13 protein-coding genes and 2 tRNA genes are annotated in these 21,799 nt (G+C 43.6%); 2 read left to right on the forward strand and 13 right to left on the reverse strand.

Annotated features, from left to right (window positions below; genetic code table 11):
- Positions 1-18: 18 nt before the first annotated feature.
- Complete coding sequence (locus tag GO620_RS02375; protein WP_157522444.1) at positions 19-11,607, reverse strand: Ig-like domain-containing protein; 11,589 nt, start codon at positions 11,605-11,607, stop codon at positions 19-21.
- Positions 11,608-12,127: 520 nt separating this feature from the next.
- Here GO620_RS02375 and GO620_RS02380 point away from each other — a divergent pair.
- A tRNA-Leu gene (locus GO620_RS02380) sits at positions 12,128-12,211 on the forward strand.
- A gap of 18 nt (positions 12,212-12,229) precedes the next feature.
- A tRNA-Leu gene (locus GO620_RS02385) sits at positions 12,230-12,313 on the forward strand.
- A gap of 10 nt (positions 12,314-12,323) precedes the next feature.
- Here GO620_RS02385 and GO620_RS02390 read toward each other — a convergent pair.
- From GO620_RS02390 to GO620_RS02445, 12 genes are all read right to left on the reverse strand, one after another.
- Positions 12,324-12,785: a hypothetical protein gene (locus tag GO620_RS02390; RefSeq protein ID WP_157522441.1), complete on the reverse strand. Its 462-nt coding sequence runs from the start codon at positions 12,783-12,785 to the stop codon at positions 12,324-12,326.
- Between the two features lie 9 nt (positions 12,786-12,794).
- The gene (locus tag GO620_RS02395) at positions 12,795-13,097 is read right to left on the reverse strand and encodes a hypothetical protein (RefSeq protein WP_157522438.1); all 303 of its coding nucleotides are present in this window, start codon (positions 13,095-13,097) and stop codon (positions 12,795-12,797) included.
- A 1-nt stretch (position 13,098) separates the two neighbouring features.
- Complete coding sequence (locus GO620_RS02400; RefSeq protein WP_157522435.1) at positions 13,099-13,560, reverse strand: lysozyme; 462 nt, start codon at positions 13,558-13,560, stop codon at positions 13,099-13,101.
- Positions 13,547-13,783 (reverse strand): hypothetical protein, encoded by a 237-nt coding sequence (locus GO620_RS02405; protein WP_157522432.1) that lies wholly within the window; start codon positions 13,781-13,783, stop codon positions 13,547-13,549. The genes GO620_RS02400 and GO620_RS02405 overlap by 14 nt, the downstream gene beginning before the upstream one ends.
- Positions 13,783-14,106: a hypothetical protein gene (locus GO620_RS02410; protein WP_157522429.1), complete on the reverse strand. Its 324-nt coding sequence runs from the start codon at positions 14,104-14,106 to the stop codon at positions 13,783-13,785. Before GO620_RS02410 ends, GO620_RS02405 begins: the two co-directional genes overlap by 1 nt.
- A 5-nt stretch (positions 14,107-14,111) precedes the next feature.
- Positions 14,112-16,835, reverse strand: a complete 2,724-nt coding sequence (locus GO620_RS02415) for a beta strand repeat-containing protein (RefSeq protein ID WP_200230559.1) — start codon at positions 16,833-16,835, stop codon at positions 14,112-14,114.
- Positions 16,832-17,725, reverse strand: a complete 894-nt coding sequence (locus tag GO620_RS02420) for a hypothetical protein (RefSeq protein WP_157522424.1) — start codon at positions 17,723-17,725, stop codon at positions 16,832-16,834. The genes GO620_RS02415 and GO620_RS02420 overlap by 4 nt, the downstream gene beginning before the upstream one ends.
- Positions 17,722-18,336 carry a DUF6712 family protein gene (locus GO620_RS02425; RefSeq protein ID WP_157522421.1) on the reverse strand — a complete coding sequence of 205 codons (615 nt, stop codon included), beginning with the start codon at positions 18,334-18,336 and terminating at the stop codon, positions 17,722-17,724. The genes GO620_RS02420 and GO620_RS02425 overlap by 4 nt, the downstream gene beginning before the upstream one ends.
- Entirely contained in the window at positions 18,333-19,646 is a 1,314-nt protein-coding gene (locus tag GO620_RS02430; RefSeq protein WP_157522418.1) for a hypothetical protein, read from the reverse strand. The genes GO620_RS02425 and GO620_RS02430 overlap by 4 nt, the downstream gene beginning before the upstream one ends.
- 39 nt (positions 19,647-19,685) lie before the next feature.
- Positions 19,686-19,865: a hypothetical protein gene (locus GO620_RS02435; protein WP_157522415.1), complete on the reverse strand. Its 180-nt coding sequence runs from the start codon at positions 19,863-19,865 to the stop codon at positions 19,686-19,688.
- Positions 19,866-19,911: 46 nt separating this feature from the next.
- The gene (locus GO620_RS02440; protein ID WP_157522412.1) at positions 19,912-20,496 is read right to left on the reverse strand and encodes a hypothetical protein; all 585 of its coding nucleotides are present in this window, start codon (positions 20,494-20,496) and stop codon (positions 19,912-19,914) included.
- Between the two features lie 88 nt (positions 20,497-20,584).
- Positions 20,585-21,790, reverse strand: coding sequence for a hypothetical protein (locus tag GO620_RS02445; protein WP_157522409.1), 1,206 nt, complete (start codon positions 21,788-21,790; stop codon positions 20,585-20,587).
- Positions 21,791-21,799: the final 9 nt, after the last annotated feature.

Genomic DNA, 21,799 nt, shown 5'->3' on the forward strand with positions numbered 1-21,799 from the left:
TCAGCTATTTCCTTTTTCTTAATTAACCTTATTTCTTATTAAGCTCACGTAGCCTTTTATTACTTCCAGGTCGCTGCCATCTGCATTTTTAAGGTGCAGTAAGAAATAATAAGTTCCCTCATTCAATCCCTCGCCGGTCCACTCTTTAGTGTAGTTGGTTTTGTGATAAACCTCATTACCCCAACGGTTAACGATAATCAGTTCATTGCTAGGATAATTTTCAATACCGATGATCTCAAATGTATCATTAATACCATCGCCATTAGGGGTGAAGGTGTTTGGTATTGTCAGATTGTTTACAAAACCGTCACTGATTGCCACGGCTGCAGCATTCGTGTAAAAGCCATTTAAATCACGTAGCCTGTAAGTGAAACTATCAGGGCCATTGTAACCAGGGTCCGGCGTATAGGTAACAGTCAAGTCGGCATTTACTTTCAACGTACCGTGCTTAGGTTGCTGCAATATCTCTATCGCTACGAAAGCAGCACCCGATTGCGAGTCGTTTTTCGATGGTGTAATTGTTACCGAGGAACCAACCTGAGTGCTCACCGGATCCGGCATTGCGGTTGGCGCAGGCGGAACACTGTTTGTAACTGTGGCAGTATTAGTAATTGTGTTGTTGTTGGCATCTACGGCACTGATACTTGCAACGTTAGTCACCTTAGCTGCATCTCTATCGGCTTGAGTCAAAGTGTATTTAAATGTCACCGTAGTTTTAGCACCTGCTGCTAACCCGCCTTGTACCGTGATCGGGCTATTAGTGATGTTCAACAGCGCATCGGTTAAACTGATATTATTCAACGTAACAGTCCCGGTATTGGTAACTGTAAATGTATAAGTAACCGAAGTGTAGTCAGACACACCTGTTTTAACAAGTGATATAGATCCTTTTGGCAAAATAGGAACAACAGTTGGGTCATCAACCGCTGGCGTTGCAGGGTTATCAGATTTTGGTTTGCTAACCGTGTTGCCGTTAATATCAGTAGCTGTAACACTTGCCTGGTTGCTGTAGCTTCCGGCCGCGACATCAGCTGCTGTTACTGTGTGTTTAGCCGTAACGGTGGTAGATGCACCTGCCGCAAGAGTCGCCACAGTTGCAGGGCTTATTGAACCAGCATCGGCACCTGCGTCTGTTACCCTTATGTTCGTAATAGGTGCGGCACCATTGTTAGTTACTACCAGATTATAAGTGATGACATCGCCAACTGCAGAGGCGCCGCTTGTAGCAACTTTTGTAAAGGTAAGCGATACCGAAGTTATAGTAATATTAACAGTGATCGGATCGGATACAACGCCATCCGCTGTTGTAAGTGTATAAGTGTAAGTGTCTGTTCCGACATATCCTGCAGTTGGCACATACGCAAACTGTGTATTTGCGCTATTTGGAGTAACAGTGCCGTGTAGTGGTTGGGTTACAACGGCAATGGTTGTGCCTGTAGCGCTTGCACCATCATTTGCTTTTACGTCATTCGCCACCGGCGTATTTAGTGAGGTAGCAAAATTGTCTGTTACGCCTACAGGTTTAACACTTATTGTTACCACAATTGGAGAAGTAGGTGCGCTACCCGCATTGGTAAGCGTATAAGTGTAGGTGTCTTTTCCTATAAACCCGGTTGGCGGGGTGTAGATAAGATTACCTGTACCATCGTTAATTACAGTGCCACCCTTTGATGATGTCGCCGACGGAGTTACAGTAGCATTTGTGAAGTTGGTTCCGTCGTTCGCCTTAACGTTAGTTGTCTTAGCAGTATTGATTGGCGTGGTATCAAAGTCAGGAGTACCGTTGGCGCCAGGTGTTACAATTGTTATTGTAACTGATATCGGATCAGAAATCACGCCGTCGGCCGTTGTTAAGGTATATGTGTAAGTATCTGTACCAACATATCCTGTCGCAGGCGTATAAGTAAAGTTAGTACTCGCGCCATTTGCAACTACAGTACCGTGCAACGGTGCTGTAGCAACTGCAACGGTTGTGCCTGTTGCGCTGGCGCCATCATTGGATTTTACGTCGTTAACAAGTGGTGTATTTACTGCTGTTGAGTACGTATCATTAACGCCTACCGGTTTAACCGATACGTTAACAGTTACAGGCGATGTAGGGGTACCACCGGAATTTGTTAAGGTGTAAGTGTAAGTATCCTTGCCTGTAAATCCTGCCGGCGGCGTGTAGGTAACCTTGCCTGTTCCATCATTCACAGCAGTACCGCCTTTTGTTGTTGTTGGAGAAGGGGTTACTGTAGCATTTGTGAAGTTAGGACCGTCGTTCGCCTTAACATCTGTCGTCACAGGGGTGCCTACAGTTGTTATAGCGTTGTCTGGTATACCATTATTTATAATAGTGATGGTAACTGTAATCGGATCTGATACCGCTCCACCAGCTGTAGTTAAGGTATAGGTATATGTATCAGTACCTACATAGCCTGTTGCCGGAGTGTAAGTAAACGCTGTATTGCCGGCATTTGCAGCTACCGTACCGTGAGCGGGTTGTGTAACTACGGCAACAGTTGTACTTGCCGCTGCGCCATCGTTAGCTTTTACATCATTCACTATAGGGGTGTTGATCGCGGTGGTATAGGCGTCGTTAACTCCGGTAGGCTTGCCGTTGACAGTAACCGTTACTGTTATAGGTGCCGAAGTGACGCCGTCTGCAGTTGTTAAAGAGTACGAGTATGTATCTGCACCAACATAATTATTGGCAGGAGTGTAAGTAAACGCGGTGTTACCCGTATTTGCAGTAACAGTGCCATATGTAGGCGGTGTAACCACCTTAACAGTTGTGCCCGTCGCACTTGCACCGTCGTTATCTTTCACAGTGTTAGCAATAGCGGTATTAACCGTGGTAGAATATGTATCATTTACGCCTACAGGCCTTACTGTTATGGTAACCGTAATTGGAGATGTAGGTGTACTACCCGCATTTGTTAAAGTATATGTATAAGTATCTATGCCTGTGAAACCGGCAGCCGGCGTATAGATAAGATTACCACTTCCGTCATTGGTTACAGTTCCTGCTTTAGCCGAGGATGCGGTAGGAGTAACGGTAGCATTGGTGTAGTTAGTACCATCGTTTGCTTTAACGTTAGTGGTTCTTGCCACGCCTACCAAAGTCTGATCAGCATCCGGAGTACCACCAGCTGTAAGCGTACCGTTAGCACCGGAATTGGCGATGTTTACTACCACAGTTATCGGGTCAGAGACAACACCATCAGTGGTAGTTAAAGTGTATGTATAAGTATCTGTCCCTACATAGCCGGTTGTAGGCGTGTAGGTGAATCCTGTGTTGGTACCATTAGCCGCAACAGTACCGTGCAATGGCTGGGTCACGGCGGCTACAGTTGTACCTATTGCGCTAGGTCCGTCATTGTCTTTAACATTGTTAACAACTGCCGTGTTGATGCCCGTATTGTAAACGTCGCGTACGCCCACCGGTTTAACGGCCATTGTTACAGTAACAGGAGCAGCAGGCGTACCGCCTGCATTGGTTAAGGTGTAAGTGTAAGTGTCAAGACCAATAAAGTTAACAGCAGGGGTATAAATCAAATTGCCGTTACCGTCATTTGTTATAGTGCCGCCTTTCGCAGATGTCGCAGAAGGTGTGACAGTTGCATTAGCAAACGTTGCACCATCATTTGCTTTAACGTTAGTGACTTTTGGTGTATTAATGCGAGTAACATCAGCATCGTTACTTCCGTTCGCTCCAGGCGTTACAATGGTAATGGCTACAGTAATCGGATCAGACACCACACCGTCAGCAGTCGTTAAAGTATAAGTATAGGTGTCAGTTCCAACGTAACCCGCAGTAGGGGTGTAAGTAAACGTTGTATTAGCTGTGTTAGGTGCAGACACAGAACCATGTGCCGGCTGAGTAATAACTGCCAGGGTTGTACCATTTGCGCCGGCCCCATCATTAGTTTTAACATCATTAACAACTGGCACACCTACTGCGGTGGAGTAAATGTCGCGAACACCTGTAGGCTTAACAGAAACAGTCACCGTTACAGGAGCAGTTGGCGTGCCACCGGCGTTTGTTAAAGTGTAGGTATAGGTATCCTTTCCGCTGTAATCAGCCGGCGGTGTGTAAACTACTTTATCCGCACCATCATTAACTGCAGTACCGCCTTTTGTCGTGGTAGCAGTTGGCGTAACCACAGCATTAGTAAATGATGGGCCGTCGTTACCTTTTACATTCGTAGTTACAGGCGTATTAATCGTGGTCGCCTCGGTATCATCTGTGCCAACGGTGGCAGCCGGAGCCACTGTAATGGTTACTGTTATTGGTGCTGATACCACGCCGTCCGTTGTAATTAGTGAATAAGTGTAGGTATCCGTACCGTTGAAACCTGCCGGCGGAGTGTAAGTGAATGATGTATTTGGGTTAGTGCCGGTGTTTGCAGCAACTGTACCATAAATAGGCGGATCTACAACTTTTACAGTTGTGCCTGTTGCGCTTGCACCGTCATTATCTTTAACGGTGTTTGGAATAGCAACACCAGTGCTGGTGGAGTACTTGTCATTTACCCCTACCGGTCTAACCCTTATGGTAACGGTAATTGGAGATGTAGGTGTACCACCTGTATTTGTCAAAGTATAGGTGTACGTATCTATACCAATAAAACCAGCAGCAGGTGTGTAAACAAGATTGCCGTTACCATCATTGGTTACAGTTCCCGCTTTAGTCGAAGTTGCTGTTGGCGTTACCGTAGCATTGGTGTAATTGGTGCCATCGTTTGCTTTGACATTTGTGGTTTTCGCTGTTCCCACAAAAGTCACATCAGCATCAGGGGTACCACCCGTCGTAAGCGTGCCACTCGTGCCAGAATTGGCAATATTTACTACCACAGTTATTGGGTCAGAAACTACACCGTCTGTAGTAGTTAGTGTGTATGTGTAAGTATCTGTGCCTACGTAGCCGGTTGTCGGCGTATACGTAAATCCCGTGTTGGTGCCGTTTGCAGCAACAGTCCCGTGCAATGGCTGGGTCACCGCAGCCACAGTTGTGCCGGTCGCGCTTGGGCCGTCATTGTCTTTGACGTTATTAACAACTGCGATGTTAATGCCCGTATTGTAAACGTCGCGTACGCCAACCGGTTTAACAGAAATGGTTACCGTAACAGGCGCACCAGCAGTACCGCCGGAATTAGTTAACGTGTATGTATAAGTATCCTTACCAATGAAGTTGGTAGGAGGGGTGTATAACAAATTACCATTACCATCATTAACGGTAGTTCCGCCCTTGGTTGAAGTGGTTGAAGGAGTAACGGTCGCATTTGCGAATGTTGTACCGTCATTAGCTTTCACGTTAGTTGCTTTTGCCGTATTTATCGGCGTGATATCAGCATCATTACTGCCGTTTGTGCCAGGAGTAACAATGTTTATAGTTACGGTGATCGGGTCAGACACCACACCGTCAACCGTGGTTAAGGTATAAGTGTAAGTATCAGTGCCTGTATAACCAGCTGCAGGCGTATATGTGAAAGTTGTGTTTGCTGTATTAGGAGCAGAAATAGCACCGTGGGTCGGCTGAGTAACAACCGCTAGAGTAGTACCGTTAGCACCTGCGCCATCATTTACTTTTACATCGTTTACAACGGCTACTCCGACAGCGGTAGAGTAGGTGTCATTGATACCGGTAGGTTTTACAGAAACAGTTACGGTTACGGGCGCTGTAGGTGTGCCACCTGTATTAGTTAAAGTGTATGTGTAAGTATCCTTACCGCTAAAGTTTGCAGGAGGAGTGTAAACTACTTTATCTGCACCATCATTAACAGCTGTACCACCTTTAGTAGTAGTAGCAGTAGGCGTAACCACAGCATTGGTGAATGATGGACCGTCGTTACCTTTTACATTTGTAGTTACCGGCGTATTAATTGTAGTAGTCTCGGTGTCATCTGTGCCGGCAGTCCCAACAGGTGTAACTTTTATGGTTACTGTAATTGGAGCTGAAGTAACCCCATCGCTGGTAACTAATGCATATGTATATGTATCGGTTCCATTGAATCCTGCGGGCGGAGTGTAAGTGAAAGAGGTGTTTGGATTTGTGCCGGTATTCGCGGCAACGGTACCATAGATTGGAGGATCTACAACTTTCACCGTTGTCCCTGTTGCGCTTGCACCGTCATTATCTTTAACGGTATTTGGGATAGCGACGCCTGTGTTTGTAGAATATGTGTCATTTACACCTACAGGCCGCACGGTTACTGTTACCGTGATAGGTGAGGTAGGTGTTCCGCCTGTATTTGTTAAGGTATACGTATAAGTATCGATACCCGTAAAACCCGTGGCCGGTGTGTAAGCAAGGTTACCACTGCCATCGTTAATTATGCTGCCACCTTTGGCGGAAGTAGCAGTCGGGGTGACTGTGGCGCTGGTATAATTTGTGCCGTCATTAGCCTTAACATTTGTAGTCTTGGTTGTCCCAACTAAGGTAAGATCAGCGTCCGGAGTACCGCCACCCGTAAGTGTGCCATTAGCGCCAGAGTTGGCTATATTAATCACTACGGTGATCGGATCAGATACTACGCCGTCAGCCGTTGTCAGGGTGTAGGTATAAGTGTCAGTTCCAACGTATCCTGTATTTGGTGTGTAGGTAAATGCAGCAGCTGTGCCGTTCGCAACCACTGTACCTTTGGCCGGCAACGTAACCGCAGTAACAGTAGTGCCTGTAGCACTCGGGCCATCGTTATCTTTTACACTGTTTGGTATAGCGATATTGATACCTGTATTATAAACATCACGTACACCGACCGGTTTAACAGCCATAGTAACTGTAACGGGGGCACCAGGTGTACCGCCGGCGTTTGTAAGTGTATATGTGTATGTGTCAACTCCGATGAAGTTCGCAGGAGGTGTATAAATTAAGTTACCGTTCCCATCATTTACAATGGTTCCGCCTTTAGCCGAAGTTGCAATAGGCGTTACAGTGGCATTAGTAAAAGTTGCACCATCATTAGCCTTTACATTAGTAATCTTTGGTGTATTGATACGTGTTACATCTGCATCATTACTCCCATTAGCGGTCGGTGCCACAATATTTATAGTTACAGTAATTGGGTCAGACACAACACCATCTGCAGTAGTTAGTGTGTACGTATAAGTATCTGTACCAACGTAACCAGCTGCAGGCGTATAGGTGAACGTGGTATTTGCCGTATTAGGCGCCGAAACACTGCCATGTGCCGGTTGCGTTACCACAGTCAAAGTTGTACCGTTTGCACTCGCACCGTCATTTGTTTTAACATCGTTAACAACAGGAATGCCCACAGCTGTAGAGTATACATCATTAACACCAATTGGCTTAACCCTAACTGTAACAGTTAGAGGAGCTGACACGGAACCACTTGTGGTTAGGGTATAAGTATAAGTATCGATACCGCTAAAATTAGTGGGCGGGGTATAGTTGACCTTATTTGTCCCGTCATTAATCACGGTACCGCCTTTAGTTGTTGTAGCTGTTGGCAGGTTAACAGTTGCGTTAGCATTGTCGCTACCATCATTGGCTTTTACATCTTTTGTAACAGGGGTATTAATTATCGTGCCGTCGGTATCATCTGCGCCTTTTGAAATAATGTTCTCTGTTACGGTTATCTGTGCGGATGAAACGCCGTCAGCAGTTGTAAGTGTGTATGTATAAGTGTCCGTGCCTGCAAAATTATTATTTGGTGTATATACAAAAGCCGTCCCGGCTTGATTCAAAGCTACGTTTCCATTTGTTGGGGCAGTAGTACCTAATGCGAGCACAACACCTGTTGTGGTGCCGCTTGGCCCGTCATTATCTTTAACGGTATTTGTCTTCGGGGTGTTAGTTCGGGTAACATAAGTATCGTTGACACCTGTAGGTTGAACATTTACGGTTACAAGTATTGGCGGTGTTGTAACACCATTGTTAGTTAATGTATAATAATAGGTGTCTTTACCAACAAAGTCTTGAGCTGGTTTATAACTTACGGTTTGATCCTGATTAACACTAATTGTACCACCTTTTGTGGTTGTGGCAGTTGTTGTTCCCGACGCATTAGTCAAAGTAACTGTTGCGGCACTGTAAGCATTTCCGTCATTCCCCTTTACATTGGTTGATGCTACAGTAGTATTTATTGGCGTGCTGTAGCTATCGGGAACCCCATTTGCGTTGATGGTTATAAAAACAGTCACAGGGTCAGACGCAACACTTCCTGTAGCCGCTGAAGTGGTTAAAGTATAGGTAAAACTATCTGTTCCCGTCGCGTTTGCAGTCGGGGTGTATGTAAATGTATTATCTTGATTTAAAGTAACGCTACCTTTAGTTGGGTCTGTAGTTTTGGTTAATATTATCCCTGCTGCAGATCCGCTTACACCATCATTTGCTAAAACAGGTATATTATTTATAGGTGTGCCAATTGCGGTTTGCACTGAATCTGGCTTTCCAACCGGCTTTATTCTAACACCAACTGTTATAGGTGCAGAAACAACATTGTCTGTTGTTACCAATGTATAAGTGTAAGCGTCAACACCTACGTAGTTGTTTGGCGTGGTATATAAAATATTAGCGCCGTTTGTATCTGCTGCTACCGTACCACCTTTAGTTGTCGCAGTAGCAACAGGTTTAACTGTTATACCACTTACTGTACGACTGGCATCATTACTTTTAACATCTTGAACGACAGCTGACGCATTAATAGTTGTATTCAAAGCATCGGTACTTCCAACAGGTTTTACTCTAACAGTAACTGTAATCGGATCGGAAACAACACCATCGGCTGTGGTCAACGTATAAGTAAATGTATCTAAACCTGCGTAGCCTGCCGCTGGAGTGTAATTAACTGTTTTTCCATCATTTGCTAAAGCAATGGTTCCTCCTTTGGTAGACGTTGCCGGGAGACCGGTAACCGTAGTACCTGTATTGCTGCCACTAGCACCGTCGTTGCCGGTAACATTAATTGCTCTAGGAGTTGTCGCACCCGCAGCTACGGAGTCAACATCAGCAACGCCTACTGGTTTAACGATTACGTCAACACGCGTTGGTGCCGATGAGCCGGTACCATTAGTAACTGTATATAAGAATGAATCTTTACCTGTATACCCGCTTGTAGGCGTGTATGTTACAGAGTTATCGTTTTGTTTTATAGCAGTGCCATGAGATGGAGTAGTAGTAACATCTACTGTACCTGTAGGATCGCCGTCATTCACCCTTAAGTCCTGATTTTTAGCTACACCAATTGTTGTTTTTAGCGAATCCGGTGCTGCAGCAGGACCAGCAGCATAAGTAATCGTGATCGTTGCAGCATTGCTTTCTGCGCCCGCAAGATCTTTTACGGTATATGCGATCGAGGCCGGACTATTACCGGAATTAAATGTTGCTGCGGCTACGAAGGTTATAACCCCGGTTGTCGGGTTAACCGTAAAGGTTCCTTTGGTACCTACAGTATAAGAGGTACCGCGCGCGGCGGCGTTAGTTGGATCAACTAGTTGAACCTTAGTTTTATCAATCGTGGTATTACCCTCAGGGTCTGTATCATTAGTTAGAACAGTTATTGGTAATGTGCCGGATGTTTGGATACCACCTCCATCATCATTTGCTACAGGAGGACGGTCCATACCTAATTTTATACCGCTGACATCTAAGGACGTTACAGGGGTTGTAACTGTAATCTGTAAGTTTGGCGTGCCGGTTTGAAGTGCATCTGTAGTCTGGCCTACGTTGTTGGTCCCATAAGATGCATTGATGGGAACATACGGAGTTGGTAAAGTTGCCGGAACTGCTGCCAATGTAGTAGTGCCATCAATGGTTGCATTAACCGTAGAAATAGCTACTGTAAAAGTGCCGGTATTAACACCAGTAAAACTGAATGCACCTACATTAGGAGCCGTAACACCTACTGCAACCTTCTGCAAAAGCACAGAGTTACTCGCAGTACCGTTAGCTAAATATGCATAAAGTTGTTGAGTGGTGTTGCCGCTGGCGACATTACCAATAGCCGTACCATTAACCACATTATCGCTATTGCCATTACCATCAAGAAAGACAGAACCGCTAACTGTAATACCGGTAACATCAAATCTGTAATCTTCGGTTTCCCCATCCGCAACATAACTTTGGCTTCTAGGATCCACCGTTGTATTGTCAGAGTTACTTAAGTTATTTGGTATTGTAGTTGTCGTGACTCGTAAGCGTATATAATTTGGGCCTGCTTTAATAAAGTTTTTAAAAAGAGCATTGGCATATGTGAAAGAGTAGGATTGCGCACTGGTGTTACTTGGGACAACAAGTTCCTTCTCTTCGTTTTGCGTAAATTTGCCATCACTATTTAGGTCAACCCAACAGTATAATTTTGCGGCTACGTTCTTACCATTCGTGACGGAGGGTACGTTTAGTGTAAGGTCGCCATCTTGGTTTACCTTCATTGTTGGTTTGTTTGCTCCGGTAAAAGTGCTTTCATCATTAACAAAAGACGAATCATCCACACTAGCGTACACGTTGCCAATTTGCTGACCATCCGGGTCTACCGTTGGCGTGTTTGTTGGGTCACTAGAAACTGTCCCTATGTAAACATTCGCTAGCGGAGATAGCACTGCTTGAGGAGTAGTTGTATTTATCGAATAAGTGCCGTCGGTAGGAAATTGAGTCTGTGGCGCAAAGTTGTCAATGTAATTACCCGTGAAGCCATAGCTGGATGGTGCGTCACCCAAGTCAAAAGGCAATATGAAACCAACGGCAACAGCGGTTGAACCTTCACCTTTTAAAGTAATGTTATCTATCTCCTTAGCGCCATCAACGTACATGACAGCCGTTATGCCATAATTGCCGTTTGCAGATGAACCGTCTGTTGGCGTGGTATTTTTAATGGTAAACTTTTGACCAGAATTTTCCAAAATCAGCTTGTAATTGTTTGCATCAGCATCAGTGTAGGGTTGATTACTATTATTGTAGTTACCTGAAGGTGCAAACAACTTTGATAGTAGTTGAAACTTGAGCGAATTTGGAGTTGTAGCGCTAAAATACTCACCTGATGCAGGAGAAGACATCGATTCCGCATCAGCGATTACCATCCCAGGATAAGGCAAGGATACCGTGTCTGCTGCTGCCGGGCCGACTTTTAAACTAACATATAGTTTAATGTTAAGTGTTGCAGAAGCTCCGTACGGTCCTCCAATACCAACATTTGGAATACCACCGCTGCCTGTTACAAATGGTGTGTTAGGATTGAAAAGATAATTTAAGCGATCGGATCCTGAGCCTTCGCCAACTCCTGGCGTATGGGGCCGGATACGAGTATGTGTCGGATCAGTAAAGGATATGTTACTTATGTCTGCCGAAATTGTAACCGTTGGCGAAAATTTCCAGACATAGTGCCCTGCTACAATTGACGGGCCAACGTTATCATTACCTGTTTGGGTAGGAGTACTTGCACCCAGATAGCTGTTTGGAGCTGATACAAGCGTAGAACCGGTAGTTCCCGTATTTCCATCACCCGTGTAAGAAGCGTTTACATCACCGAAGGTTAACCAGTAAATTGATTTAAGCAGCCTTGGGTCGGCCTGGCCGGATCTTGCATATTGTGCGGAAACCTTATTGAAAAATAAGGTTGTAATTGAACATACTAAAACAATTCTAAGTAAGTATCTTTTTACCATATATATACTTTAGATCTCAAAAAATTGAGCATAACATTCGATAACGGCATATCAGAAATATTTAAATGAAACATTTTAAAACATTTGCCGTATGTGAACTTGCGGCATTATCTTAATTTTCTTTCTGATAACACTTTACGTAACTTATTTAACCTCGCAAAAATATAAATTATAAAACGAAATAAATTGACGTATTCCCTTATTATGTAAGAGAAAATTCAATTTTTAATTATACGGTAAATTTTATTTCGTTAATAGAAATTTTAACTCTGGCTAGAAATTCTATGTTTTATAAAGTTTGCACCTTAAATATTATCATTCGCAACTTTAGCAGTTTAGTAAACAATTTAATTTAAATGGATAAATTATCACTACGGTACTTGGAATTAATAAGTGCCGTATACCTTGTAAAGATTAAAACACTTGCCTGTTCAAATATGTCGGCCATCTAATAATGTCCACTATCAATTTCAACTATAATTGCAAACTTGTATATTTGCTGCTCTTAATGTATGCTTAAGCCCAGGTGGCGAAATTGGTAAACGTTGCGGTCTCAGAAGCCGTTGAGAATTGTCTCTTGAGAGTTCGAGTCTCTCCCTGGGCACATTAAGTTGAATACGACGCCCGGGTGGCGAAATTGGTAGACGCACCATCTTGAGGGGGTGGCATCCGTAAGGTTGTACGAGTTCGAATCTCGTTCCGGGCACTTTAGATAATCATTTCTTAAATTTCTGACCGTAATACCATTCGACTATATAGACAGCGTCAGCCCACTTAAATTCTTTATTTCTAAGGGTAGCCGCTTCTTGTGCCAGCAAAACTGCTAAATTATGCAAGAAGGAACTTTTTATGTCGCCTTGGAGTTGATTGACCGTACTAATGGCTGAATAAACTACAGATTGCGTATCGGCTGTCGCTTTCTGGGTACTTACCAGTCTAAGAGATGAAAGGATAACAGGAAGTTGTAAACGCAACCATTTTACTATCTCATCATCTGCATTACCGGGAATAATCGTTGTGATAATGTCTGCTACTTCGGGGTTTTTGTCATCAAAGCACTTAATTGCTTGAGTGACAGTTACTGCAGTTTTTGCTGCTTCTTTTAATTCCCCCGGTAATTGGTTAAATATCTGGCTTATATGTTTAAGCAGCGTTTTTATAAAAGATGTTAAACTCATATTTGATAGCTATTCTGTCGGTTTAATTCCCTTTTGCTGCTCTATTAAATTTATGCGATGCGAAAGGGTGCGCAGCCATTCATGGTTCTCATTAATCTTAGTTTCGTCATTTTGAAAACGTAGATCATTAAGCTGCTTTTGAAGGTCTGCTTTTACCGATACATCTTTTATGTCACTTCGTAGGCTATAATATGTAGTCATTATAGAAATTATGATAGATATGGTACTCATGATTATAAGTACCGCGGTAGATATTTTAACCTTTACATTGCGATTTTCAATGTTATCATCAGGCTCTTTTTTAATAGTCATCTTAAGTCAAAAATAATTTACGTTCAAGGAAACGGCGTTTGCTAAGTGCATTGATGGAGATCTTTTCATGCGAAACCGGGTCTGTAATTTTATTCCACACAAGAAATTGATCCGCTGCACCTGTCACATCGCCTGCATTTAATTTTTTTAACAATGTAGAGTTAGACATTACGCCGGGTCCAACATTGTAAGTTAGCGACACTAGCGCATCGAATTGGTTTTGTGTAAGGATTATCTTTACGCCCTCGTTAACTGCATCCTCATATCGTGTCAACGTATGTTCAAAAAGCTTGTCTGCTTGTATCGAGCTTGATAAGAGGTCGCCGGGTTTAACAGCCTTTCCATTTTCGTATTTTGTAGATCCGTAACCAATCGTCCACACGCCTGCGCTATCTTTATAAGCATTAAGTCTGAGACCTTCAAAAGATTTAATCAATTGCACGCCAATATCACTTAATCTCATGATCTATGTTTGTTGATATAGATTGTTTAACAGCAAATTGCGCGACTGCTGCGACCGTGGAACCCACACTTATAAGTATAGTAGTCAATTTTTCGGGTATGCCACTAATTTGAGACAACGTTGCCCCTAGTGCAGCTACGCTCAAGCCAAAGGCTTGAGCGTATTTAAAAAATGATGGGGTGTCGCTCATAAAGCGTTGCCACAAAGAATATTTTTTTTCCATCACTGTGTTGTTGGTAAGCTGCTACGTTGAGTGTTGATTTTATCGGCCCACTCTTTAATATACTTTTGAATATCCGCTATCAATTGCAAAGCTTGATTAGCTTGCTCAACATTAATATTTTTGGATGTTGTATGGGCAATGGCTTCTGCACTTAAATTTAAAACTGCGAATAATTGCCCTGCCTTTTTAGGCGCTAAATGCAAAATCGTGTCTGGCTTAAACACCAAAGCATTTGTTGATGAATCTCTTTGTAATGTTTTCGATTTGCAGAATGCAGCAGCCGATACTATAAGGGCTAATACTGCTACGATGATTTTTTTCATGTGGATTAAAATGAGGTTGCAGCTAGGGTACCAGAATTGGTAACGGTAACGCGGTATCTATTGCCATTGGGTGAAAAGAGAACTATACCGAATCCCGGCTGTGCAGATGTGCCGACATAGAAATCGCCACCCTGGAAACTTGCACTACCATCTTGAACAAAAAGTGATCCCGACCCGGCATTTAACACAACCTGTGCACCTGTTATAGCCAATGTGCCGGTTGCTGCGGATGACAGATTTTTTGAATTAATGGAATTTGTTACCAGGCCATTGTTTATAGTCGCGACGCCAGCGCCATCAATAGTCATCCTAACTGTATTGTTTGTGGCAATCTGCAAGGGCCTGTTTTGGTATTGGGATATTACAGCCGAATAGGGCAAAGATCCTATCGCCAAAGCACCGCCTGCTGACTGATCTATTCCTATTTGCAACAGACTGCCTGAGTTTTGAGCGTATTGATAAGTATAGGCAGTAGAAGTCGCGTCGCCTGCCGTAAAATACGCCGCTCCAACTTTAGGCGTTTGAAAAACCTGGGCTGTAGCAGTCCCGCTAAAAACTCCATTTCCGGAGTTATTCATAGTTAAGGTGCCGCCGCCTGCAGCCAGAGAAACAGTTGACCCTTGCACAATTACCGGCAAATATCCTGTATTACCGCTGCTTCTGTTAAAACCTATTAAGTAAGCCGTTCCCCCACTGAGGCCTACTTCCGCCGCCGGTCCCTGGTATCCAATGCCATCATACCAACCACCGAAACGACCCTGACCGTTTGATGCACTTATGCTGTTATACGCACTAAGACCGGTATTGGTGCTTATTTGCCCGTACGCCGAAAATGTGTCTCCGGTCGAAATTGCTTTATTAAAGTAGAATTGCTTACCGGCCGGAGCGTAGAAATACATAAATGGGCCATAAGCATTGCCGGCAGAATTAGTGGAAGCTTGTATATAATAATTTTCTGTGGCCGTATTTGTATTTGTCAAATATAGATATGGAAGTGATCCTGTTATAAGCGCCGAGCCACCGGGAAATTGGACCTGCCCACTTTGTGCAACTTTAAATGCATTTGTCTGATTGCCGGAATTGTAAACATCTATATTAAAACTATGATCTGTGCCGCTCCTGAAACCCCAATAGGAACCGTCGCCCACAGCAAAATAGGGAGTGTTATTGTTAGCAACAGTTGCTGAATTACCCTCAATTGAAGGGAAAGTGGTTTGCCCCGATACTAAGAAATTGCCAGGCAATGATACACCTGTCGAACTGATTGATATTTGTGTGTTGCCATTAATTCTGATATATGCATTATTAACCGCATTTAAAATAGAATTTGTCGCGTCAAAATAAAGACCATAATTCGACCCCGATGCTGTGACTGCAGTACTATAGATTGCAGATCCGCCTCCTCCAACAATAGGTTGAATTGACAGGCCGGTAGCCCCGCTTCCAAAAACACCTGTCGCTCCAACACTAATGTTACCGTTTGGTATAGATAAGCCATTGGCAGTTGAAATTGTTACGAGCCCGCCGCCATCTACAGTTAAAATGCCATTGCCTAAATAGTCGCTTACACGAAAAGCATATTTTCCCGCCGATCCGCCACTAACGTACATACCGTATCCGGTTGATGATGTATTATAAAGTTCCGCAATTGATGTTCCGTTTGAAGCGTTTGTGCTCGGCTGTAAAATTCTACCGTAAACTGACGCGCCTGCGCTGCCAATGTTAAGAATCATTGCTCCATTTATGGCGAATGTGTGAGATTGCGCTGTTGGTGCATAATAATTCATTCCGAAATTCGAACCGAAAATGTATCCAGCATTTTCGCCAGTATTATTTTTAAATACAAACCCAAGGTAGCCGCTAAAAGGCGATGTAATGATAAAACCATCAGTCGTATTTCCGAAACTTGATGCGTTACCTTGCGCGGAAATATTGCCTGCAGTTAAGGAATTGGCACCCAGGTTTATATTTGTCGTCGCTCCAGTATACGGTACATAAGATAACATTGAACCTGGAGTTACATAATCTGTTCCCGCTGTGGCCGGAGTAACCTGCCCAGAGGAATTGGTTTTTAAAATCGAACTATTAAGACCGCTCGAGATTCCTAGGTTGAGACCATTGGCAGTCACCGACCCGTCTGTAGTTATATTTCCGGTAACATGTAACCCTCCGTTAACTTTAACAGTTGCTGAAAGGGTGCTATCCTGAACTAATTTGATTTGTGGCGAGCCTCCTTTTAAATACAGCGCGTTTGATCCTAACCCTGCATTCGTTGTCAAATACCGGCCATTTAAGACAACATTATTTACGGCCCCACTATAAGGTACAAGTGTCGCCTCTTTGTTTGTAGCACGTGACACCTCATTGGTTATATCAGCAGCGTTTACGGCGTCTGCAGCTTGTTGTGCAGTGCTCACAGGTTTGTTCGCGTCGCTGGTATTGTCAACGTTGGCCAGGCCTACGTCATTTTTGTTGATTATTACATCAACAGACAATGGCTTTCCGTTGACCTGCCTTGTTATAGGCACTTTTTGGGAAAGCGCGTTGATAAAGTCTGTCCAGGAAGTTATCCTAAAAGGCTTGATAGGACCGCCAGGGTAAATATATTTTTGTGTGGTATCATTAGCGTTATAGTAGGCAGACCAACCCATGGTTTTGGGATTTGGTATTGTTTGCCCCCTCGCGAAGTAACACGTAAAGAGCATTAGATAAAAAATAAGTTTTTTCATATGATGTTTAGTTCGTAATAGTCTGTAAGCAAAGTTTCAAAATCAATCGATGCGATGTTTCCCTGGGCGTCTTTGTTATATTTTGGCTGAACAGACGTGTCCCACTTGTAAGTTCCATTCATTGAATCGCACCGTAAAAACATCACTGGCCTTTTACCTGGGCCAAACTGGTTCTTGAGATCCGTATCCCAGGTAAGGCGTAGGGTAGTTTCACTTGGTGTGCTTAGTTTTAGGCTGTTCATTGGAATCACGAGCCCATCTGCCAGCGTCTGAACAATTTGAAGACCCGCGGGCCACGCATGATTAGTTTTCGGTCCAAAGATTTTCCAGGTAGAAGTATTGATATAGTAGTCACCATCTTTGCCATCTGATAAATTTGAAGGATCGTTACCTCCGCTTAAGATAGTGTTGCCATTTATGCCATCTGCGCCTGTATTACCTTTAGTGCCAGGAGGCCCGGCCGGGCCCGTTTGCATAGAAAATACCTGCATCCACATCTCATTGCTTTTTTTGTAGAAGATGCCTGTCGACGTGTCTACATATACGTCATCATTGATTCCATTTGAATTGGCAGGGGCACCGAAGCCAAATTTTGTTTGCGTTGCGTTAACCTGTTGCTGATATTTAACTATCCAGACACCATTTACTTTCTGTGCAAAGGTGTTACTTGCTGTATTTATAAATATATCGCCGTTTTCGCCTTCGTAGTTTTGTGGTAAAGTGGTGCCAAATGTGGTGTTTAGTCTATTGCCAATATTATTTGATAGATACTGGAGCAATACAGAAAACGTAAATTGATAGTCCGTTACACCGTCTGACAGCACACTCAATTCATTTCCCGTAATTAGTGGGTATGGCGTTAACTGGCTTATTTTTTTGTCACTACTCATTTGTAAAAAATTTCGGTGTTGAAAAATTGGTCCGCTGCAGGGTAATTAAATTCGGTTTTATCAACCGACCTTATTCTTGCTCCCGGTTGTCTTGCTGTTACTAAAGACTCATTGTATTGCCATTGTGGAAAATCGGTGCTGTTAGCGTTTAAAAACGATTCGATACCCCTGGTATATGAGTTGGCAATGCTTCTGTATTGTTGAGCAATCTTTACAGTGTCAGAGTAGGATAGATGAGTATTGCCTTCAGCAGCTTTAACCACCGGGCCGTTAGCGGTGTACTTTATACTATCGTTCTCTACTAAGCGGGACAGCGTAAAATATACAAGAGCAGGGGTTAAGCCGTCGTAACTCAATTCCTGACCCAGCCCGTTGGTGTAGTCACAGCCCATTATCAACTTTACATATTGAGCAGGAGCATCATCCTTTGTCGTTCCGTTCTGGTTGCAGCACTTTAATAGGTCGTAAAATAAGCGGTCACCTAAAATGAGTCGCAAGTCCAGATCCTGGGCTTTTTTGATGAACGTATTTAGCCTTGCCGGTTTTACATTGATTGATATATCCTGGTATGGCGCGAATGATGCTTGGTTTATAAAATAAACTTGAGTCATAGTTTTTTTTGTTTAGATGGATTTGCCACAACCATTGCCTCAGCGTCATTTTGTTTGAGGCCATATGCGTATATTAATACAGCGATCTTATTCTCAGGCGGAAGGTTGCTTAAGAGGATGCTATTAATCTCGCTGCCGGCTATGCTGCCGATATTATCATCTGCAATTTCAATTGACAAGGGCAAAATAGACCAGTCGCCACTTGGGTTGATCTCATAATAGAAATTGCTAAATATCTCGGCGAAGGTTTCGCTTAAATCTTGGCGGTCGCTTGCCGTGTTATCGTTAAATTCGCGAATGGCTTGCTTTTTTTCGCTGCCATTGCTTAAACCTGAAGCCTTTTCGGCATTGATTAATTCTTTAGGAACAGAGAAGCCTTTGATGATCCTGGCCTCAACGGATCGTTCTGTGATTTCGAATAACCTGTCATTATTTTGAATAGGGTAGGGTTCAAACTGCGGTTTAGCATTTTCATCCTCGTATTCAATCACAATGATTTTTTGAGAACTTTTGGCACCTTGAAATATTCCCAAATCTTTTTCTAACTGGCTTGGAGCATTTGCTCCTTGCGGCAATCCAATCTCTAATGTTCGATTGTTATCAGCTTCTTCGCGACGCGATTGCATAAATAACATGGTCGACGGCAAGAAGCCAGTAGTCACTTCGCGATTATTAAATATCTTTATGCCGGCTTCCGTTTCAAAATCTTCCCAAACGCTGTCTGCCTCTATCAAAGGATAATCATCAACTTCCGGATTAAAGTAGAAAAGCTGGCCCTTGTAATTGTCCCATCCTCCAGCAGCAACAACTTGTTCTATGATCACTTCGGGATCAGGGTTATACCGGTCTATAAAAGAAATCTTAGATCTTGTTATACTTTTCCAGGTCTTCTTACCCCAATCGCTGTAAACGGCATATTTTCCGATAGTTTCTTTACAATCAGAATCGCCCATGCGGATGTCTTCAAATTTTATGTAATTGACAGATGCGACGTTGTAATTTGCATTATAATTAATGTGGATGCCAAAACCCGTAAATAAAGCTTTGTCTGTCGCAATTGCTTTTAAAAGTTTCGATAGTGTAAGGCCGGCATTGTTTATGACTACGTTGCCTATATCTGGTCTTGCAAAACCTTTTCCGGTTATGTAGCGTGCCCTTTTATTCCAGCAATCTTTTGCTGTTGGCGATCCTGCAACCAGGCGCAACATCCGTTGCGGGTAAGCGTTGTCTGCATCGTAATTTAGTATTCCATAAGTTTGATTGGGGCGAACTAATATCCGACGTTCAATTTGCGGCAAGTATGTCTTCATTTATTTTATTTAGCTTGGGCGTGGGATTAAGTGGTAGGTTCAAAGCACATCGGCATTAGCAGGAATCTTCTTGAAGAGCAATCTGATGTGCGGGAGCTTTTTTATGTACCATTCGGCCTCCTCGTCGCTAATGTTACCATTATGATGGACAGCAGGCGACCCCGGTATAAACTGATGCTTGCCGGGTTTTAAAATGTACTGTTTCTTCTGCTTTGTCATTTCAATTTGTATGATAACCGGGAGCGTTATTCACTTCCGGTTTTAATTAATGAGTTAGGGCCTCTAAAGCCGTTACTGTACTGGCGTACGTTGCCGGGCCTGAAGTAGGTGCAATTGACACTGCCCTTGGCGGATAAGGTTCGCGCATTTTATCAGGGTTAGTCAATTTTAGTTTGTAGCCACCCTCAATAGTTTCGTCGGCCGCGCTGCGTTCTGCATTTGCGAGGATCAAGCCGTTTACAGCGCCAAATAATTCGATTGCCGAATCACTTGATTTATAGTTGTTGATCAAAACGGCACAAACCCGGCCGTAGCCCATGGCCATCAATTGATCTTTAATGGCAACTGACAGACCTGCAATGTTAAAATCTATTTCTTCAGTATAACGCGGGCCAACCTGCGTTTTTACAAGTTTGGATACAGAATTGAAGCTGTTGTTAGTTCCTTGAAATTTGTAAACCTTGGCACTGCTTACAGCGGTGAGGCCCGTAACAATAAGCGGGTTTGATACATCGTAAGTAAAAGCGACATCGTCTTGGTTGAAAATGTAAACCACATCTTCAACGCCTGAGGTTATAGGCTCGGCAGTGCCCATGGCAAAGCCGGCGCTAATTTTATTGTAAATAGGCATATATGATAAATAGTTGATAAAAAAATGAATCGAGAGTGGTGAGCGATCGTGATAAGAAACTACTCACCACTTACTTAGCTGTTAATAGTTAAGCGGTAAGCAAGAATAGCTCATTAGCAAATTTGAAGTTAACCGCCGCTTTCATACGGGCTTTCATGCGCACCACGTTATCATTTGTGTAAGGCTTCATGTAAACGGTAGAAAGTTCGCTTTGGTCGCCTAAAAGATCTACACCTAAGAACAGGTTAGAACTGCGCGCACCTAAAATGGTATTGGCCTGCCAGTGGTTCATTAACTGCAGCGGTAAGCCCAGATAATCCATTTTCTTTTTGTCGCTAAAGGCATTAAGCACATTAGTGGCTTTATTGGCCTGTGCCTGAGCATAAGCATAACCAACGTGTAAAGGTATCTGCAAATTAAAATCATCCTGGATACGATCTGCGGGGTCTAATTGCGAATAAACGCTTGACAATACACCCAGCACGTTGCTGGCATTGATGTAGCTGATGTTTGCCACAGTGGCTGTGCCGCTAAATGTAGCGCCTTTGCGGGTGTTTATTTCGTTGTAATTGCGCACCAATTTAAAGGTAGTGCCGCTTAACACCTGGATGAAATATGACTGGCCTGAAAGCGGAACTGAGCCGCCATTTGTGGTATCTGCGCTGGCGCCGGTTACGTTGGTAATGGTTACCACGTCGCCATCTGCCAGTGTAGAGGTATCTGATACCGTAACCACACCAGATGCATTTATGGCAGATGCTGCCGTTGATGTAGCAGACTTACCTAAGCCTACTTTGTAAACACCTGTTGCTGCCGCTATAGACGGTAACAAACCGGTGAATGATGAGGTAAATGCTGCCTCTTTGGTAGCAGATTTGCCCAGCCAGTACAAACGCTCATTAGCGATCTGTATTTTGGTCATGTAGCGCTGCACCATAAAATCTGACAGGTCTACAACACCTTCGTAGTCTGAGAAGGCGCCCGGAGCAAGGCTTTGAGCTTCCCAGCTTTGCACCAGTTTATCCCATTGTTCTTGCTTCATAAATTCATAAACTACCGGATCCAGGTAGCTTTCTGTTTGCAATGTGGTTGTACCCTGATCCAGGAACATGCCCGATGGGTCCTGCAGTTTTACATCGTCGTCGACATCAAGGATGATCTTGCGCGATTTAACGTCATTTATTACGGTAAGCAATCCGCGCTTTACGGAGTCGGCCTCCAGCAAGGTGCTTGCCATGAACCCTGCCAGCGCTTCGCCGGCGTAGGTGTTATTGGTAAAAGTAAATTGAGCCATTAAAATATT

Source organism: Mucilaginibacter ginkgonis (genome assembly GCF_009754905.2).
In the GTDB taxonomy this organism is placed as follows: Bacteria; Bacteroidota; Bacteroidia; order Sphingobacteriales; family Sphingobacteriaceae; genus Mucilaginibacter; species Mucilaginibacter ginkgonis.

Coding starts and splice junctions, on each gene's coding strand:
- GO620_RS02375 (WP_157522444.1), bottom strand. CDS start 11,607: ATGGTAAAAAGATACTTACTTAGAATTGTTTTAGTATGTTCAATTACA.
- GO620_RS02390 (WP_157522441.1), bottom strand. CDS start 12,785: ATGAGTTTAACATCTTTTATAAAAACGCTGCTTAAACATATAAGCCAG.
- GO620_RS02395 (WP_157522438.1), bottom strand. CDS start 13,097: ATGACTATTAAAAAAGAGCCTGATGATAACATTGAAAATCGCAATGTA.
- GO620_RS02400 (WP_157522435.1), bottom strand. CDS start 13,560: ATGAGATTAAGTGATATTGGCGTGCAATTGATTAAATCTTTTGAAGGT.
- GO620_RS02405 (WP_157522432.1), bottom strand. CDS start 13,783: ATGGAAAAAAAATATTCTTTGTGGCAACGCTTTATGAGCGACACCCCA.
- GO620_RS02410 (WP_157522429.1), bottom strand. CDS start 14,106: ATGAAAAAAATCATCGTAGCAGTATTAGCCCTTATAGTATCGGCTGCT.
- GO620_RS02415 (WP_200230559.1), bottom strand. CDS start 16,835: ATGAAAAAACTTATTTTTTATCTAATGCTCTTTACGTGTTACTTCGCG.
- GO620_RS02420 (WP_157522424.1), bottom strand. CDS start 17,725: ATGAGTAGTGACAAAAAAATAAGCCAGTTAACGCCATACCCACTAATT.
- GO620_RS02425 (WP_157522421.1), bottom strand. CDS start 18,336: ATGACTCAAGTTTATTTTATAAACCAAGCATCATTCGCGCCATACCAG.
- GO620_RS02430 (WP_157522418.1), bottom strand. CDS start 19,646: ATGAAGACATACTTGCCGCAAATTGAACGTCGGATATTAGTTCGCCCC.
- GO620_RS02435 (WP_157522415.1), bottom strand. CDS start 19,865: ATGACAAAGCAGAAGAAACAGTACATTTTAAAACCCGGCAAGCATCAG.
- GO620_RS02440 (WP_157522412.1), bottom strand. CDS start 20,496: ATGCCTATTTACAATAAAATTAGCGCCGGCTTTGCCATGGGCACTGCC.
- GO620_RS02445 (WP_157522409.1), bottom strand. CDS start 21,790: ATGGCTCAATTTACTTTTACCAATAACACCTACGCCGGCGAAGCGCTG.